We start from the raw sequence: 16,471 nt of genomic DNA, 5'->3' as shown, positions 1-16,471 counted from the left end.
ATCATATACCGTAAGTATACACGAAATCATTCCCCAGCATCCGTAAAACCCCGGAAAAAACAAAAAACGGAGGTATCCCTCCGTTTTCGAGTACGAATCATGAACATTAAACTTTAACGACGTATGCTACAACCAAAGCTAAGATGAAAAATCCAGAAGCCAGGCCTACTGTCAGACGCTGAAGGAACAAGTCCAAACCGCGAGCTTTCTGCTTACCGAACAAATGCTCAGCACCGCCAGAGATTGCACCAGACAAACCAGCACTTTTCCCTTTTTGAAGCAATACGACCGATATCAAGCCAACTGCGAAAATAACGAGCAAAATCTTCCAAAAGATTTCCATTTGATCCACCTCCAGCATAGGAGCTCCGTAAAACACATAAATTTATTTTATCATAGGCGGACAAGTAATTCAATAGTTTCAAATTTAACTACAATTTCCTTCATCTAGCAAAAAAAAAAGGCGTCCGCTAAGCGGAACGCCTTCTTCTATTTTGACCTTTAAAACTTATTTGAAGTTTTTCAGGTTGTAGAATGCCGATTTACCTGCATATTGAGCAACCGAACCCAGTTGGTCTTCGATGCGAAGCAATTGGTTGTATTTCGCTACGCGGTCCGTACGGGACGGAGCGCCTGTTTTGATTTGGCCAGCGTTTGTAGCAACAGCGATGTCAGCAATTGTGCTGTCTTCGCTTTCGCCGGAACGGTGGGAGATAACTGCTGTGTAACCAGCGCGTTTTGCCATTTCGATTGCATCGAATGTTTCAGTAAGTGAACCGATTTGGTTAACTTTAACGAGGATGGAGTTACCCACGCCTTTTTCGATACCATCGGATAAACGCTCTGTGTTTGTAACGAACAGATCGTCACCAACGAGTTGAACTTTGTCGCCGAGTTTATCAGTGAGCAATTTCCAACCTTCCCAGTCGTCCTCGGAGCAGCCGTCTTCGATTGTGATGATTGGGTACTTCTCAACCCACGAAGCAAGCAGGTCAACGAATTCAGCGGATGTGAACGATTTGCCTTCGCCTTCGAGATGGTATTTGCCGTCTTTGTAGAACTCAGTGGAAGCTACGTCCATACCGAGGAATACGTCAACGCCTGGTTTGTAACCAGAACGCTCGATAGCAGAGATGATTGTTGTGATTGCTTCTTCATTGGAACCAAGGTTTGGAGCAAAGCCGCCTTCGTCGCCTACTGCAGTGTTCAGGCCTTTATCTTTCAGAACCGATTTCAGGTTATGGAAGATTTCAGCGCCGATACGAAGAGCTTCTTTGAATGTTGGTGCGCCAACTGGCAGAACCATAAACTCTTGTACGTCAATGTTGTTGTCAGCATGCTCGCCGCCGTTGATGATGTTCATCATTGGAACTGGCAGAACTTTTGCATTGAAGCCGCCCAGGTAAGTGTAAAGGGACACGTTCAGAGCGTCAGCTGCAGCGCGAGCAACAGCCATCGATACAGCCAGGATTGCGTTAGCGCCCAGTTTAGCTTTGTTAGGCGTACCGTCAAGCTCGATCATTTTACGGTCGATTGCTACTTGATCAAGTGCGTCCAGACCGATGATTTCAGGTGCGATAATTGCGTTTACGTTCTCAACCGCTTTTTCTACACCTTTGCCCAGGTAACGGCCTTTGTCGCCATCACGAAGCTCAACAGCTTCGTAAGCGCCAGTGGATGCGCCGGATGGAACGATTGCGCGACCTTTGCCGCCGGATTCCAGGGATACTTCTACTTCTACAGTTGGATTCCCGCGGGAATCCAGCACTTCGCGTGCGTATACGTCAACGATAATAGACATTTTAAGTAACACTCCTTATTAAGGTTTATTTATAGGGTTGAAGCATGGAAAACAACTCTTTTGAGTTTACCTTGAAACTTACTTCTGAATCAATGTTGTACCTGTCATTTGTTGCGGTTTAGCCAGTTCCATCAGATCAAGAACCGTTGGAGCCAGGTCAGCCAGAATACCGCCTTCGCGAAGCTCTCCGCCTGCCACTGTAACAATACAAGGAACAGGGTTCGTTGTATGTGCTGTGAACGGACGGCCGTTCTCGTCAAATACCATATCCGCGTTACCATGGTCAGCTGTAATGATCGCTACGCCACCTTTTGCAAGAATAGCTTCGACCACTTGGCCAAGGCAATCATCTGTTGCTTCTACCGCCTTGATCGTTGGCTCCAGCATGCCGGAGTGACCAACCATGTCAGGGTTAGCAAAGTTCAGAATAATCGCATCATGATTGTCGGCTTCGATTTCTTTCACCGCAGCTGCTGCAACTTCATATGCACTCATTTCTGGTTGCAGGTCATAAGTTGCAACTTTTGGCGAATTAATCAGAACGCGTGTCTCGCCCGGAAGCTCAACATCGCGGCCACCGCTGAAGAAGAACGTAACATGCGGATATTTCTCAGTTTCCGCGATGCGCAGCTGCTTCTTATTGTTCTGAACAAGCACTTCACCAAGCGTGTTATCCAGGTTCTTGGGCGAATAAGCCACATAACCGCCAATTGTCTCACTGAACAGCGTCAGGCAGACAAAATGCAGGTTTTTAGGGCAGCTCTCGCCACGGTCGAAACCACGGAAGTCTTCGTTCGTGAATACTTGTCCAAGTTGGATCGCACGGTCAGGACGGAAGTTGAAGAAGATGATAGAATCTTCCGATTCAACAAGCCCTACCGGCTTGTCATTCTCACCTACGATAACCGTTGGCATAACGAATTCATCATAAACGGATTTCTCATAGGATTCAACTACTGCCTTGATCGGATCCGTGTACTTAGGACCATCGCCGTAAACCATGGCGCGATAAGATTTCTCTGTACGCTCCCAACGTTTGTCACGGTCCATCGCATAGTAACGCCCTTGTACCGTTGCGATTTGGCCTACGCCCACTTCTTCGATCTTCGCTTGCAGTCTTTCGAGATAACCTTTCGCGCTGTCAGGAGCAACGTCACGGCCATCAAGGAAAGCATGAATGAATACTTCGTTCAGCTCTTCCTTCTTCGCCAGATCAAGCAGAGCGAAAAGATGTTCGATGTGACTGTGAACGCCGCCGTCTGACAGGAGACCGTACAGATGAAGCTTCTTGCCGCTTCCTTTCGCATGGCGAACTGCCCCAAGAAGCGTTTCATTGTCGTAGAACTCCCCATCACGGATCGACTTGGAGATCCGTGTCAAATCCTGATAAACGATACGGCCAGCGCCGATGTTCAGGTGACCTACTTCAGAGTTGCCCATTTGCCCTTCCGGCAAACCAACAGCCTCACCGCATGCTGTCAAAGTCGTATGCGGGTAAGTCGACCAATAGCGGTCGTAGTTAGGCTTTTTCGCTTGCGCTACAGCATTACCTGTTACGTCATCACGAAGACCAAAGCCGTCAAGAATAATCAGTGCAACTGGTTTCGGAGCCATCTTACTTGGCCCCCTCAACTAGTGCAATATAGGAAGCTGGCTCAAGCGATGCGCCGCCTACAAGTGCACCGTCGATGTCCGCTTGGCTCATATATTCTGCTACGTTGTTAGGTTTTACACTGCCGCCGTATTGGATACGAACCACTTCAGCTGTTGCTGCATCATACAGATCAGCAACTACGCTGCGGATGTAACCGATAACGTCTTGTGCATCCTCGGAAGTCGAGGATTTGCCAGTGCCGATCGCCCAGATTGGCTCATAAGCGATAACCACTTCAGCAGCTTGTGCAGCTGACAGGCCTTGGAAAGCTGCTTCTGTCTGCACTTTACAAACATCTTTCGTTTGGTTCGCTTCACGCTCTTCAAGCTTCTCGCCTACGCAAACGATTGGCGTAATGCCATGTTTGAAAGCTGCATGCATTTTTTTATTAACGATTTCGTCAGTCTCAGCGAAGTAAGCACGACGCTCGGAGTGGCCGATAATGACATATTTCACGCCAAGATCCTTCAGCATTACGCCGCTGATCTCGCCTGTGAATGCACCATTGTCTTCGAAGTGCAGGTTTTGCGCACCGATTGCAATCGATGTGCCTTTAGCTGCTTCAACAAGTGCTGGAAGTGTTGTGTAAGGTGCGCAAATCACGCTCTCTACACCAGCAACCTCAGCTTTGCCTTTAACTTCGGAGAAGAACGATACGGCTTCGGAAACCGTTTTGAACATTTTCCAGTTACCTGCAATGATTGGTGTTCTGCTCATCGTAATCCCTCTTTTCTATTAATGATAATTCTATAAACTTCTTATTTATCGTTAAGAGCTACAACGCCTGGAAGTGCTTTGCCTTCCATGAACTCCAGGGAAGCGCCGCCGCCAGTCGAGATATGATCCATTTTGTCTGCTACGCCGAATTTCTCAGCTGCTGCAGCAGAGTCGCCGCCGCCGATAACCGTATAGCCAGCTGTTTCTGCACATGCGTTAGCAACTGCAATAGTACCATGGGAGAATGGCTCGATTTCGAATACGCCCATTGGTCCGTTCCAAACAACCAACTTCGAGTTTTTAATTACATCAGCATAGATTTCACGCGTTTTTGGACCGATGTCGATGCCTTCCCAATCAGCAGGGATGCCGTCAACGTCAACGATTTTTGTGTTCGCGTTTTTGCTGAATTCGTCAGTAACTACGATATCTACTGGAATGTAGAAGTTTTTGCCGAGCGATTTCGCTTTCTCGATGAACTCAAGAGCCAGATCCAGCTTGGAGTTATCAACGAGCGATTGGCCGATTTCATGACCTTGTGCTTTGAAGAATGTGTAAGACAAGCCGCCGCCGATGATGATGTTGTCAGCGATCTCGATCATTTTGTTGATAACGTCGATTTTGTCTTTTACTTTCGAACCACCAACGATAGCTGTGAAAGGACGCTCTGGATTGTTCAGCGCTTTGCCGAGTACATCCAGCTCTTTCTCCATCAGAAGGCCGGATACTGCAGGCAGGTAGTGAGCGATGCCTTCTGTCGAAGCATGCGCACGGTGTGCCGCGCCAAATGCATCGTTTACGTACAGGTCAGCCAGCTCAGCGAATTGCTTAGCCAGTTCCGGATCGTTTTTCTCTTCACCAGCATGGAAACGAACGTTTTCAAGCAGCAATACGTCGCCATTGTTCAGAGCGTTTACTTGTGCTTTTACTTCTTCGCCAACCGAATCGTTAGCTTTAACAACTGGTTTGCCCAGAAGCTCGGAGAGACGAGCAGCAGAAGCTGTGTGGCGCAGTTCTTCAACTACTTCACCATTAGGACGACCCAAGTGGCTCGCGAGAATAACTTTAGCGCCTTTTTCGATCAAGAAGTTAATCGTAGGCAGTGTTTCACGGATCCGTTTGTCGTCTGTAATTTTGCCGTCTTCCAATGGCACGTTAAAATCGACGCGTACAAATACGCGTTTGCCTGCTACTTCTACGTCACGAACACTTTTCTTATTCATTGGTGTTGCCTCCCTGATTATGAAGTTGAAAGCATAATGCATATATACAGCAAAAAAGGCGCCCCTTCTCGCAGGAAGGAACGCCTTTGCCTTAAATTCCACCCAAGTGGAGCCGCAGACTAAGCGTATCCCGGGGCATTAACCCCGGGACCTCCATGCCATTGTGGGGAATGCTAGATTATCTTACAGACCTTTAGATGCAACAAAAGCTGCGAGGTCAACTACACGGTTCGAGTAGCCCCACTCGTTGTCGTACCAAGAGATAACTTTAACCATGTTGCCTTCTACTACCATAGTCGACAGAGCGTCGATTGTGGAGGAAGCTGGGTCGGAGTTGTAGTCGCTTGATACCAATGGCAGTTCGTTGTAGTTCAGAATGCCTTTAAGAGCGCCTTCGGAAGCTTCTTTCAGAGCTGCGTTTACTTCTTCAACTGTTACGTTAACTTTCAGTTCAGCAACCAGGTCAGTTACAGAAACGTTAGGCGTAGGAACGCGCATAGCCATGCCGTTCAGTTTGCCTTTCAGTTCAGGCAGAACCAGGGATACTGCTTTAGCAGCGCCAGTCGACGAAGGAATGATGTTCTCAGCAGCTGCGCGAGCACGGCGCAGGTCTTTATGAGGAACGTCCAGAACGGATTGGTCGTTAGTGTACGAGTGAATTGTAGTCATCATACCTTTTACGATACCGAATTTGTCGTTCAATACTTTTGCAAATGGTGCCAGACAGTTAGTTGTGCAAGAAGCGTTCGAGATAACAGTGTGCGATGCAGCATCGTACTTGTCTTCGTTTACGCCCATAACGATTGTGATGTCTTCGTTAGTTGCTGGAGCGGAGATGATAACTTTTTTAGCGCCGCCTTTAAGGTGAAGCTCAGCTTTTTCCTTAGCTGTGAAGATACCAGTCGATTCAACAACGATTTCAGCGCCTACGGAGCCCCATGCCAGGTTCTCAGGGTTACGCTCAGCAAATACTTTGATTTCTTTGCCGTTAACAACGATTGCGCCTTCTTTAGCTTCAACTGTAGCATCAAGAGTGCCATGAGTTGTATCATATTTCAGCAGGTGAGCCAGAGTGCTAGTGTCAGTCAGGTCGTTCACCGCTACTACTTCTACATTAGGGTTGTTCAGCGCTGCGCGGAACACGTTACGGCCGATACGGCCAAATCCGTTAATACCAATTTTAACCATTTTAAATTCCTCCTAAGCTTTTTTAAATGACTATGGTATATATTTCAAAACGGTCTGCAGCAAGACTTGCCGCAAATCGTTAAGATAACGATTGTTGCTGTGCGTCGATAATGGCGGACAACTCAAGAGCAGCCGCTTCATCTGTAATCAGTACATCATCGTGCCCAAACTTCATTATGGCACCTATCGCTTCAGCTTTACTTTTGCCGCCAGCGATACCAATAACAACTTCAGTCTTCACAATATCATCGAGTCGTAATCCTACTGTCTGCATTTTGTGAACAACCTCGCCATTACGGTCGAAATAAAAACCAAATGCCTCCGCCAATGCGCCATCAGCTGCCATTGCATTCACAAACTCAGGCTTCAGCTTTCTGCGTCTGGCCATCACCATAGCGTCCCCGATCCCGTGCACTACGATTCGAGCACTACGAATGACTTCAACAATATCTCGGATACTCGGCTCTTGCATCATGGATGCATAAGCTTCATCACCAAGATGATCCGGCACATGCAGCATACGGTAATTTGCACCCGTGCGCTTGGCCATCGTTGAGGCAATCGTATTCGCCTGATAATCAAGGCTTTCTCCAAGCCCGCCTCTTGCCGGCACGAACCAATTGTTCTTCAGCGGCGTTGTTGACGTTAAGTGGTTGGCAACCTGGGCGATTGTCGTTCCACCGGTTACGGCTACGACATCGTTAGGCTCCATTACTTTGGTGAGCACTTGGCAAGCTGCTCTTCCGAGCTCCCGCTTCGTTTGCTCAGACTCTTCGGAATCGCCTGCTACAATAACAACCTGCGATAAACCGAAATGACTTCTGATCTTCTCTTCCAGATCGGATAATCCGAACAACGTTTTGTAGAAGGGCTCCAATTGCTCAAGCAGTTGTTTGCCTGATTCGCTGATTCGCATTCCAGCCGTATGAATATCGAGCAGGCCCTGCGATTTCAGAAAATCTGTCTCCGCCCGGAGTACCCGTTCCGTCATCCCTAAGGAATTCGCGAGTGTTCGACGACCGATGAGATCAGACAACATAACTTGGCGCAATATCGAGTATCGCTTCTTCATTACGTCAAGCAGATCTGGGAGAAGCTGCTTCTGCAGCTCAATAATGTGACGCATCCTCTACTTTTCACTCCACCCGTCAATAGGCGTAATGGGCTTTCAGGGGATGGACGTTAAACGTCCCGCATACTCACTTTAAGTCCCACCTTTATTCTAGCTAAAAACAGTTCACATGGCAAGTAAGCAAATGTTGATGTAAGCGTTTGTATTCACGATTTGCTCAAATTTATTTTTCTCATCTATCTTGCTTTCTACAAATGATTCGCGTATACTAAGTTTTGCTGTTGCTTTACATTGTGTAATGCGCCCGTGGTCCAATGGATATGACGTAGGCCTCCGGAGCCTGAGATCTAGGTTCGATTCCTAGCGGGCGCGCCATTCAAACTATTAATATCGCCTATACATAAACGATAAACCGCCTTCCTGATGAAGGCGGTTTTTTTATTTGTTTCAGGTTTTAGCTTTTCCAAAACCGAGTTTGACTTTCTTTGACTTTTGAATAGCAATCCGCTATTATGAAATTATTGCAATACCATCTTTTTTATTATGAGGAGGGGACTTGGTTGGATATGAATTTCGTTCCTATGGTCATTGAACAGAACAATCGCGGAGAGCGCGCTTATGACATTTACTCCCGTCTTCTGAAGGATCGCATCATCTTCCTCGGGTCAGGCGTAAACGACATAGTGGCCAACTCCATTATCGCCCAATTGCTTTTCCTGGCAGCTGATGATCCTGAAAAAGATATTTCTCTCTACATTAACAGCCCAGGTGGTTCCATTACAGCGGGCATGGCAATCTATGATACGATGCAATACATTAAACCCGATGTTTCGACGATTTGCGTAGGTATGGCTGCTTCGATGGGTGCTTTCTTGCTCACAGCCGGTGCTAAAGGCAAACGTTATGCACTTCCGAACAGCGAGGTTATGATCCATCAGCCGCTTGGCGGCGCTGAAGGCCAGGCTAGTGACATCGAGATTCGGGCTCGCCGCATTATTAAGATGCGCGATAAGCTGAACGGTATTCTCGCTGAACGTTCCGGCCAGCCGCTTGAACGGATCGAGAAGGATACAGACCGCGATTACTTCATGAGTGCAGCGGAAGCGCAGGAATACGGCTTGATCGACAGAGTTATCGAGAAAGTATAATTTATACAAAAAGAGCGCCCCGGTATTCGAAATGAATACCGGGGCGCTCTTTTGTTATTCGCTATTATTGGTTCTCCAGCTCTTCTTTGCTGACGAGAGCGACTAAAGCGTTTACAGCCTGCTCTGCATCCGAGCCTTCTGCGCTGATGAAAATCTCTGTACCCGAGCTAATAGCAAGGCTCATAATACCCATAATGGATTTTGCATTTACTTTCTTGTCGTCTTTCTCAACAAATACTTCGGAGGAAAATTTGTTCGCTTCTTGAACGAATAATGCGGCAGGTCTTGCGTGCAGACCTGTTTTAAGACGAACGACAACCGGTAGCCTTGTCATGGTAACCATACCCCCTATACTATAATAAGTCCGGCAAGCAGCCCTCCATACAAACGGACATTTCGCTTCATGCTCAGCCTGACATGACTAATAATTTTCAATAAGACTTTTTGTTCATATTATATCATTATACCATCTGATGCACTAGGTTAAAAGTTTAGCCATTGCGTATTTTTTCCGCAAGCTCATCAATCTTCCTAAGCCGATGGTTAACGCCCGATTTGCTCACACTGCCCTTGAGCATTTCGCCAACTTCCTTCAGATTCATATCGGGATGCTGAAGCCTGACTTCTGCAACTTCTCTCAGCTTATCCGGCAAATTATTGAGCCCGATCTCCCTCTGAAGCAATCTGATGTTGTCGATTTGTCGAACGGCTGCACCAATCGTTTTGTTCAAATTCGCCGTTTCACAATTAACAATCCGATTAACGGAATTACGCATGTCACGCATAATACGTACATCTTCGAATTTGAACAGTGCTTGGTGAGCGCCTACAATGTTCAGCAGCTCGATAATTTTCTCGCCCTCTTTGATATAGAACACAAAGCCCTTCTTGCGCTCAATACATCTGGCATTCAGATCAAACTTATTTGCAAGCTCCACCAAAGCCTCACAATGCTCTTCATACATCGAAGAAATCTCAAGGTGGTAGGACGAGCCTTCTGGGTTATTAACAGAGCCCCCAGCAAGGAATGCTCCCCGCAAGTAAGACCGTTTACAGCAAGACTTCTTGATAATACTCTTATCAATGCCATCATTAAATACAAAACCCTCAGATACAATTCGAAGCTCACTTAGTATTTCCTGTACCTTCGTCGGAATTCTGACGATGTATACATTATTTTTTTTAAGCCGCATTTTTTTACGAACGAGCAGTTCCGTATGCACTTCAAAATGCTTTTTCAACAAGGAATAGATCCGACGGGCAATTGCTGCATTTTCGGTTGAGATGTCGAGGACGACTTTGCGGCTGGATACACTGACGGAGCCGTTCATTCGAATGAGTGCAGACAATTCAGCCCGCTCGCAGCAGGTGTCCGCCTCAACCATTGTCAGCTCTTTCTTTGTTTGCGCCGCAAATGACATCGCTAGTTCACCTCTTTCTTAACATCCAGTTTTCCACTAATTTATAAATATGATGACTTAACCGTTCTGCGTCATGCCTTAAGAAAGTCCGATACAGGACAAGGCGGTCGGAGATGACCTCCGGCCCCATTTTGGCAACCTCGTCAAAATCCAGCCCCACAGGGGTTGCACCCATCTCTGCATATTTATCCGATACCTCTGGCGGAATCTCTCCGTCATTAACGAGTACATAATCGAACAGGCTATGTCCAATATGATCATGAATCGCCTTAAGATGATCACTGACGGAATAGCCATCCGTCTCACCAGGCTGAGTCATCACATTGCATACAAACAGTTTAACCGCTGTCGAATCCACGATCGCTTGCGCCAGCCTAGGCACGAGCAAATTCGGAATGATGCTCGTGTATAAGCTGCCGGGACCGATCAGGATCGCATCGGCTTGTTCAATTGCCTCTATCGCTTCCGGAAGCGGCTCTACATCATCGGGCTCAACAAATACCCGTTTAATCTTCTTGCCTGCCTTCGGAATAAGCGATTCTCCGACAATAATCGTACCGTCGGTCATTTCCGCACTTAGCACAATAGCTCGGCCTGCAGCTGGAAGAACACGCCCCCGTACAGCCAGTACCTTGCTAAGTTCACGGATACCCGTTACGAAATCGCCTGCGATATCTGTCATTGCCGCCAGCATGAGATTGCCTAGACTGTGGCCAGCCAAGCCTGTGCCGCTTGAGAAGCGGTACTGCAGCACCTCAGTCAGAAGCGGCTCGGCATCTGCAAGAGCCATAATAACGTTACGAATATCACCAGGCGGAGGGATCTGCAGCTCATTGCGCAGAATCCCCGAGCTCCCACCGTCGTCGGCGACCGTTACAATCGCCGTAATATCAAGCGGCTTCTCCTTAAGTCCACGGAGCATAACCGACAGGCCGGTTCCGCCGCCAACAACGACGATTTTAGGTCGCCTTAATATTTTATGCCTACTCTGCATCCAATCACCCCGTCAATGCTTATCGCGGTCAGCATCGCGGTGGCTGACGCGTACCCGTTCTGTATCACTGCTGCCGAGCATGCGACCTAAATATTCCGCAATCGCAACCGAGCGGTGTTTGCCACCCGTACACCCGATGCCGATAACAACTTGACTCTTACCTTCTTTATGATAAAGAGGAAGAAGAAACTGAAGCATATCGAGCAGCTTGGTTAGAAAGGCTTGCGTCTCCGGCCATTTCATCACGTAATCATAGACGTCCGGATTTTGCCCGGTGTTCGGGCGCAAATGGTCCACATAATGAGGATTAGGTAAAAACCGTACATCATAAATCAAATCGGCATCAATCGGAATGCCGTATTTAAATCCGAATGAGGTAACATTCACCGATAGACTGTTGCTTTCCAAATTAGTAAAGCGGGAAATAATACGTTCTTTAAGCTGCGTAGGCTTAATGCTGCTCGTATCAATAACTTGAGAAGCCGAGCCCTTCAGGTCCTCCAGCATCCTTCTCTCCAGACGAATGCCTTCAAGCGGCATACCTTCCGGAGCAAGCGGATGACGGCGTCGGCTTTCCTTGTATCGCTGAACAAGCACTTCGTCTGTCGCATCCAGGAACAAAATCTCACAGCTGATTGTAAAATGTTCTTTTATAAAATTTAATGATTCCGATAAAGCGGTAAAAAACTCACGTCCACGCAAATCAATAACAAGAGCTACTTTGCCTATTTTGCCGTTCGACTGCTCAATCAGCTCTGCAAATTTAGGAATAAGTACCGGCGGTAAATTATCGACGCAGAAAAAGCCAAGATCTTCAAGGCTTTGAACGGCAATGGTCTTGCCCGCGCCGGACATCCCTGTAATGATAACGAGCTTTGACATTGCTCCCGTTTCCATAGCTGCACCCTCTTTCTCCATCGTAACGCCGCAGTTCATATTCACTACGAACGCAAGATGAGTCCTGCCGCACCTACAACGCCGGCATTATTTCCAAGCGTAGCTGCAACGATCTTCACGCCTTCTTGTGCCTCTTTTTGTGTGTATTTCGCGAACACTTCGCGAATTTGGTCGAACAGGAAATCGCCTGCTTTCGACACGCCGCCGCCAATAATAAAACATTCCGGATTCAGCACAACCGCCATAAGCGCCATTGACTTGCCCAGATAATAAGCAGCACGGCTAACGATACGCGCTGCAACTTCGTCGCCAGCTTTCGCAGCGTCAATAACGTCTTTCGCCATAATATCTTCAACTTGCGTCAGCGATGTACGATCGCCGCGCTCAACAGCGTCTTTTGCCATACGGATGATGCCCGTTGCAGACGATACCGTCTCGAGGCAGCCCATTTTGCCGCAGCCACATTGAATAGCTTCCAGATCAGGCACAATTGCGATATGACCCAGCTCGCCAGCCATACCTGCGAAGCCTTCTACGATTTTGCCGCCGATAATAATACCGCCGCCAACGCCAGTACCAAGGGTATAGCATACGCAATTATCGATGCCTTTGCCCGCGCCAGCCCATGCTTCGCCAAGTGCGGCAACGTTTGCGTCATTATTTACAAGAACTTTTACTTGAAGCTCCTGCTCGAGGTAGTCTTTCAAGTGAACATTCTCAATCTTCAAATTGCCCGAAAATTTCACAATACCGTTCGGGATATCAAGGAAGCCGGCAATACCAACGCCAACGCCTTCTACTTGCTCCCACGCGAACGAAGATTCATCAACGATGTTACGCGCATATTGCGCAATATTATGAAGGATGGTGTCCGTACCTTTACTTGTTTCCGTCGGCCCTTCGTAAGTATGGAGCAACTCTCCCTCTACATTACAAATCCCAACTTTAATAGCGGTGCCGCCGACATCGACTCCAACGTAAATCTTCTCAGACATTACTAGTCCACCTCATTAATATGTTATCTACTCTGTTACCAACTATAAGCCAATGCCCAATTCCGGTCAAGATAACCGCTTACCCAGTGTTTGCCTATGGATCCGTGCCGCTGCGTAAGTTTGGCGTGAAAAAGCCCTCTCCAACATGCAGGAAAGGGCTGACCGAATACGCCTCTTATACTGGATTGCTGCATTTGCAATCAAATGCAACGATTAATGTGAACCGTTGCTCTCGAGGAATCGTTCGCAATCGAGTGCTGCCATACATCCGCTGCCCGCTGCCGTAATGGCTTGACGGTACTTATTGTCCTGTACGTCGCCGCAAGCGAATACGCCTGGTACATTTGTTTCTGAGCTGCCTGGCTTCACTATAATGTAGCCGTGGTCATCAGTATCGATTTGGCCATTGAGGAACTTCGTGTTTGGTGTATGACCAATTGCGATGAAGACACCATCTGTTTCAATAACTTCCTCTTCACCAGAAACGTTGTTACGAACTTTAAGACCAGTAACCCCCATGCCGCTCGCTACAACTTCAAGAGGGGTACGGTTCAAGCTCCAGCTAATCTTCTCATTCTCACGTGCACGGTCCTGCATGATCTTCGAAGCGCGAAGTTCATCACGACGGTTTACCAGCTCAACGTTTGTCGCAAAGCGAGTCAGGAAGTTCGCTTCTTCCATAGCAGAGTCACCGCCGCCAACAACTATAATCTTCTTGTTACGGAAGAAGAAGCCATCGCAGGTTGCACATGTACTTACGCCGCGTCCAACATTGTCTTTTTCGCCCGGGATGCCAAGCCATCTAGCGGACGCGCCAGTCGATATAATAATGGATTCACCAACGAACTCGCCTTTGCCCTCCACTTGAAGCTTGAATGGACGCTCCGACATATCAACGCTGTTAACCCAGCCTGTCACAAACTCGGCACCAAAACGCTCAGCCTGCTTCCGCATATTTGCCATCAGTTCAGGCCCCATAATCCCTTCAGGGAAACCAGGGAAGTTCTCAACCTCTGTAGTCGTCGTCAACTGGCCGCCTGGCTCAGGACCTTCAATAATAAGAGGCTTCATATTCGCACGTGCAAGGTAGATCGCTGCTGTAAGGCCGGCTGGGCCGGTGCCAATAATGATGGATTTGTACATGGTTGTCCTCCTAAATGTGATGTAAGTTTATTGGCTGTTTAATGCCGCTACGCGAAAATAACGTCCTTCCGATCGCTGTTGTCCCCGAATTTCTTCATTTCAATAACCACTATAGTGGTTGAAATTCGGAGACAAAGGCGAGCGCTGCGCTTCTCCAGTACGTTATTTCCACTTCGCTCCCAAATGCCACAACTTACAGGATTTAAGTCGTTTCAACCACTTAACAAGTGGTTGAGTAGGGAAAGATAAGGGGAAGAGCAAAACAAGGGAAAAGCTTATTACTTTATTATATATAAGTTTGCCCGGCAAAGACAAAACGCACTTAGGGAACCATATCCTTCAGTGCGCTGCGATGACAAGGCGTATTTAATGAATGTGCCTATTCGAGATGGTCTAAAGAGAAGACAGAACTGATCGATTTCATCTTTTCTTTAATTCCGCAAATCTCGTCGATTTTTTTGGCGTTCTTGCTGACTGTCGCAATCGAGATACCATAACGCTCTGCTATTTCAGGATACGAAGTCGTTCGACGATGCATCTTAGCCGTTAAATATTCAAGTGCTGCTGCCCAGCCCTCCGGCTTCGTCAGCTTTGGCACTTCCGGATACAGACGTGAGAGGAATTCAACCCACAGTGTCATCAGGTCGTACTGCTGTACGAGGTCAAACCGTTTGTTGACGCGGGATAGCGCTGCCTCAACAACCTCCTGCCATTTGTCTTCCCAAACCGGAAGACGCGATGGAACACGATTAGGTTCAATGACTGTTGCCTTTCCTTCCAGCACAGCATGAAGCGGCTCCTGTACACCGAGTGTACGAAGCACGAATACGGCAATTCGCTTCAAGTAGTCATCTTCGTCAGCCTCAAGCAGGAAGGCGCGAAGCACATCTTTTACTTCATTGTCGGCAATCATGCCAAGCGCTTGAATGACCTGCAGCTTCGTATTCTGATCGCCATGACGAAGCGCCCAGAAGAACGATGAGCGGACTAGCGGATCCCGCTTCAAATGCTCAGGAAGACCATCGGAGGAATTTTCCCACAGTTTAAACTGCTCCTCGAACGGTAAATGATAATGATAGCTCACCGTCGCTGACTGGTCACCGATCTTAATCAACGATAACTGTTCCATGTAATAGCGAGGAATATCCGATTCAGGATCAAGCTTCGCCGCTTGCTTCCAGAGACGCTCTGCTTCCACGTATCGATTAATATTGCATGCCGCTACCGCAGCATAATGGTACAAGCATGGATCTTGATTAAGCTCCGAATCTTTCAGTAAGCGTGTGAAATGGCGATAAGCCGATTCATGTTCGCCCAAGATCCCCATCGTTGTTGCAAGCTTAAACACATGCTCCTGATGGAATGGTGCTGTTTTGCGCAGAAGATCTAGCAATGGGGCAAGGCTCGCCGTATCCCCCGAATGCTGATAGAAGATCCCCAGATTACAAAGGGCATGCAAATTGCCGGGTTCTAGTTCAAGCGCTTCATGAATCGTTGCCATCGCTTTGTCGAACATGCCCATATAGTAATAAGCCAATGCCAAATTATTTCGTGCCGCCAGAAACTCTGGCTGCTCCTCGATAATCTTCTCGAGAATACGAACAGCTTCCGTAAACTTACCTTCCTCAAGCAGCTTACGGGCCTGATCATGTTCGAACATACCTTCACGTGCTTTAATATTCGTAAGCGGCGCAGGGCGCTCCAGCTCATACTGGAGAAGCTCCATCATCTCATCGGCTTCGTCGAGATATTGTCCATCCGCGTCTTCTTCAAGATATTTAACAAGCGAGCCCTCGGCTGCTTCATACATCTCCATATTGGCATAGTTATTGGCCATGTAGAAATGACATTCCGTCATCGTCGGATCCAGCTCATCGACAATCCATTTCAAAATCCGATTGGATTCTTCATAATTGCCCATCTCCGACATGATGCCTGCCATGTTGCAATGATTTACCGGATTTTCCGGTTCATACTCCACGGCACGCCGGAAATATTTGAGTGCCTTGTCATAGTGGTAACGATCCAACGAGCGAACCGCCCGTTCGAAAAAGAACGTGGCGTCCCATTGAATCGGTATGATCTTGGCTGTCTGTTCTATGGCTTCACGTTTCTTTTCTTTCACCTGGCAAGGCACCTCCCGGAACTTGATTTTCTACGATTATACCATAGCAATGCCTATCCTAACACGAAAGAATATGTGGGAAAATCGCGAACG

The 16,471-nt window shown here is 47.6% G+C and carries 15 protein-coding genes and 1 tRNA gene; 2 read left to right on the top strand and 14 right to left on the bottom strand.

Translation table 11 applies throughout. The annotated features are described in order from the left end of the window. Window positions 1-106 precede the first annotated feature (106 nt). The 7 genes from secG to FHS17_RS30025 form a co-directional block, all read right to left on the bottom strand. On the bottom strand, window positions 107-343 hold the full coding sequence (secG, locus tag FHS17_RS30055) for a preprotein translocase subunit SecG (protein WP_167283125.1): 237 nt from the start codon (window positions 341-343) through the stop codon (window positions 107-109). A gap of 165 nt (window positions 344-508) precedes the next feature. Then, window positions 509-1,801, bottom strand: coding sequence for a phosphopyruvate hydratase (gene eno, locus FHS17_RS30050; protein WP_167283123.1), 1,293 nt, complete (start codon window positions 1,799-1,801; stop codon window positions 509-511). A 78-nt stretch (window positions 1,802-1,879) separates the two neighbouring features. Then, window positions 1,880-3,415: a 2,3-bisphosphoglycerate-independent phosphoglycerate mutase gene (gpmI, locus tag FHS17_RS30045; protein ID WP_167283120.1), complete on the bottom strand. Its 1,536-nt coding sequence runs from the start codon at window positions 3,413-3,415 to the stop codon at window positions 1,880-1,882. A gap of 1 nt (window position 3,416) precedes the next feature. After that, window positions 3,417-4,172, bottom strand: a complete 756-nt coding sequence (gene tpiA / locus FHS17_RS30040; RefSeq protein ID WP_167283118.1) for a triose-phosphate isomerase — start codon at window positions 4,170-4,172, stop codon at window positions 3,417-3,419. A gap of 41 nt (window positions 4,173-4,213) precedes the next feature. Then, window positions 4,214-5,395: a phosphoglycerate kinase gene (locus FHS17_RS30035; protein ID WP_167283115.1), complete on the bottom strand. Its 1,182-nt coding sequence runs from the start codon at window positions 5,393-5,395 to the stop codon at window positions 4,214-4,216. 183 nt (window positions 5,396-5,578) lie between these two features. Continuing rightward, on the bottom strand, window positions 5,579-6,583 hold the full coding sequence (gene gap / locus FHS17_RS30030) for a type I glyceraldehyde-3-phosphate dehydrogenase (protein WP_091190982.1): 1,005 nt from the start codon (window positions 6,581-6,583) through the stop codon (window positions 5,579-5,581). A 79-nt stretch (window positions 6,584-6,662) separates the two neighbouring features. After that, window positions 6,663-7,709 (bottom strand): sugar-binding transcriptional regulator, encoded by a 1,047-nt coding sequence (locus tag FHS17_RS30025; RefSeq protein WP_167283113.1) that lies wholly within the window; start codon window positions 7,707-7,709, stop codon window positions 6,663-6,665. A gap of 246 nt (window positions 7,710-7,955) precedes the next feature. On the opposite strand from FHS17_RS30025, the gene FHS17_RS30020 reads away from it, so the two are divergent. Together FHS17_RS30020 and clpP are read left to right on the top strand one after the other, a co-directional pair. After that, a tRNA-Arg gene (locus tag FHS17_RS30020) sits at window positions 7,956-8,030 on the top strand. A gap of 191 nt (window positions 8,031-8,221) precedes the next feature. Then, window positions 8,222-8,803, top strand: coding sequence for an ATP-dependent Clp endopeptidase proteolytic subunit ClpP (gene clpP, locus FHS17_RS30015; RefSeq protein ID WP_208420642.1), 582 nt, complete (start codon window positions 8,222-8,224; stop codon window positions 8,801-8,803). Window positions 8,804-8,867: 64 nt separating this feature from the next. On the opposite strand, the gene FHS17_RS30010 is transcribed toward clpP, so the two are convergent. From FHS17_RS30010 to FHS17_RS29980, 7 genes are all read right to left on the bottom strand, one after another. Next, a complete protein-coding gene (locus FHS17_RS30010) occupies window positions 8,868-9,137 on the bottom strand; it encodes an HPr family phosphocarrier protein (protein ID WP_167283107.1) in 270 nt (89 codons plus the stop codon). Window positions 9,138-9,294: 157 nt separating this feature from the next. Beyond that, complete coding sequence (gene whiA / locus FHS17_RS30005) at window positions 9,295-10,224, bottom strand: DNA-binding protein WhiA (RefSeq protein ID WP_167283104.1); 930 nt, start codon at window positions 10,222-10,224, stop codon at window positions 9,295-9,297. A gap of 7 nt (window positions 10,225-10,231) precedes the next feature. Continuing rightward, entirely contained in the window at window positions 10,232-11,218 is a 987-nt protein-coding gene (locus FHS17_RS30000; RefSeq protein ID WP_208420641.1) for a gluconeogenesis factor YvcK family protein, read from the bottom strand. A 12-nt stretch (window positions 11,219-11,230) separates the two neighbouring features. Continuing rightward, the gene (rapZ, locus tag FHS17_RS29995; protein WP_208420640.1) at window positions 11,231-12,115 is read right to left on the bottom strand and encodes an RNase adapter RapZ; all 885 of its coding nucleotides are present in this window, start codon (window positions 12,113-12,115) and stop codon (window positions 11,231-11,233) included. Between the two features lie 44 nt (window positions 12,116-12,159). Continuing rightward, window positions 12,160-13,110, bottom strand: a complete 951-nt coding sequence (locus FHS17_RS29990) for an ROK family glucokinase (RefSeq protein WP_167283100.1) — start codon at window positions 13,108-13,110, stop codon at window positions 12,160-12,162. Between the two features lie 213 nt (window positions 13,111-13,323). Continuing rightward, complete coding sequence (trxB, locus tag FHS17_RS29985; RefSeq protein ID WP_167283098.1) at window positions 13,324-14,253, bottom strand: thioredoxin-disulfide reductase; 930 nt, start codon at window positions 14,251-14,253, stop codon at window positions 13,324-13,326. Between the two features lie 379 nt (window positions 14,254-14,632). Then, on the bottom strand, window positions 14,633-16,378 hold the full coding sequence (locus FHS17_RS29980) for a tetratricopeptide repeat protein (RefSeq protein WP_167283095.1): 1,746 nt from the start codon (window positions 16,376-16,378) through the stop codon (window positions 14,633-14,635). Between the last annotated feature and the right edge of the window lie 93 nt (window positions 16,379-16,471).

It is taken from the genome of Paenibacillus lupini (genome assembly GCF_011761355.1).
Lineage (GTDB): Bacteria > Bacillota > Bacilli > Paenibacillales > Paenibacillaceae > Pristimantibacillus > Pristimantibacillus lupini.
Note: the sequence above shows the minus strand (reverse complement) of the source record. Positions and strands in the feature narration are given on the sequence as shown.

Excerpts from the sequence above, each read along its gene's own strand:
- secG (WP_167283125.1), bottom strand. The coding sequence starts at position 343 with ATGGAAATCTTTTGGAAGATTTTGCTCGTTATTTTCGCAGTTGGCTTG.
- eno (WP_167283123.1), bottom strand. The coding sequence starts at position 1,801 with ATGTCTATTATCGTTGACGTATACGCACGCGAAGTGCTGGATTCCCGC.
- gpmI (WP_167283120.1), bottom strand. The coding sequence starts at position 3,415 with ATGGCTCCGAAACCAGTTGCACTGATTATTCTTGACGGCTTTGGTCTT.
- tpiA (WP_167283118.1), bottom strand. The coding sequence starts at position 4,172 with ATGAGCAGAACACCAATCATTGCAGGTAACTGGAAAATGTTCAAAACG.
- FHS17_RS30035 (WP_167283115.1), bottom strand. The coding sequence starts at position 5,395 with ATGAATAAGAAAAGTGTTCGTGACGTAGAAGTAGCAGGCAAACGCGTA.
- gap (WP_091190982.1), bottom strand. The coding sequence starts at position 6,583 with ATGGTTAAAATTGGTATTAACGGATTTGGCCGTATCGGCCGTAACGTG.
- FHS17_RS30025 (WP_167283113.1), bottom strand. The coding sequence starts at position 7,709 with ATGCGTCACATTATTGAGCTGCAGAAGCAGCTTCTCCCAGATCTGCTT.
- clpP (WP_208420642.1), top strand. The coding sequence starts at position 8,222 with ATGAATTTCGTTCCTATGGTCATTGAACAGAACAATCGCGGAGAGCGC.
- FHS17_RS30010 (WP_167283107.1), bottom strand. The coding sequence starts at position 9,137 with ATGACAAGGCTACCGGTTGTCGTTCGTCTTAAAACAGGTCTGCACGCA.
- whiA (WP_167283104.1), bottom strand. The coding sequence starts at position 10,224 with ATGTCATTTGCGGCGCAAACAAAGAAAGAGCTGACAATGGTTGAGGCG.
- FHS17_RS30000 (WP_208420641.1), bottom strand. The coding sequence starts at position 11,218 with ATGCAGAGTAGGCATAAAATATTAAGGCGACCTAAAATCGTCGTTGTT.
- rapZ (WP_208420640.1), bottom strand. The coding sequence starts at position 12,115 with ATGGAAACGGGAGCAATGTCAAAGCTCGTTATCATTACAGGGATGTCC.
- FHS17_RS29990 (WP_167283100.1), bottom strand. The coding sequence starts at position 13,110 with ATGTCTGAGAAGATTTACGTTGGAGTCGATGTCGGCGGCACCGCTATT.
- trxB (WP_167283098.1), bottom strand. The coding sequence starts at position 14,253 with ATGTACAAATCCATCATTATTGGCACCGGCCCAGCCGGCCTTACAGCA.